This is a genomic window from Actinomadura fibrosa, from assembly GCF_900659615.1.
Lineage (GTDB): Bacteria > Actinomycetota > Actinomycetes > Streptosporangiales > Streptosporangiaceae > Spirillospora > Spirillospora fibrosa.
The window spans coordinates 1-652 of sequence record NZ_CAACUY010000561.1 but is presented as its reverse complement, the minus strand read 5'-3'; the positions used below and the strand labels follow the sequence as shown (position 1 = coordinate 652).

The 652-nt window shown below is 75.3% G+C and carries 1 pseudogene; it reads right to left on the bottom strand.

Going from position 1 to position 652, the window contains the following annotated elements:
• Positions 1 to 311: 311 nt before the first annotated feature.
• Positions 312 to 652 (bottom strand): annotated as a pseudogene (locus E1300_RS51220) (hypothetical protein); the annotation flags it as partial.

Genomic DNA, 652 nt, shown 5'->3' with positions numbered 1-652 from the left:
CGTCCGTCCCGGCGCTGGGGCCGGGCCGGCACCAGATCGTCGTCCTGCGCCGGGACGGCCTGGAGCGGTGGATCCCCGAGGACGCCGCGCGACGCGGGCGGAGGTGCGGTCGAGCATGGTCTCGCCTTCCTGTGCGGGAGCCGGACATGGGAACGGGGGCGGCACGTCCGCCGCCCCCGCTCGCCTCACCCGTGACCCGATCGCGGACCCGCCCGTCCGGCCGTATGCACGGCGACCGGTTCGGAGCCGGGACCGCCCGTCGAGCACGGTCGATCCAGCACGGTCAGTTCTGCACGGTCAGTTCTGCACGGTCAGTTCAGGACGGGGGTGCCGCCGATCAGCAGCGGGACGCCCTTCACCATCGGGAGCTTCGGCTTGAACTCCAGCGAGTCGCCGTTCTCGCTCGGGACGGAGTCGCGCAGCGACTGCACGACCTCCTGGACCACGGGCAGCTTGCGCGGGTTGAGCTGGCTGAGCGGCGGCTCCTTCGGCTGGGAGTCCGGGGTCTGGCGCGGGTCCTGCTCACCCTGGCCGTCCGTCCGCGGGTCCTGCTGCGGGCCGGCGGCGTTCCAGCGCGGGTCCTGCGCGGCGGGACGCGGGGTGCGCGGCTTCGGCTGGCCGCCGCCGATCGGCCGGGGCGCGCCCGGGTCGG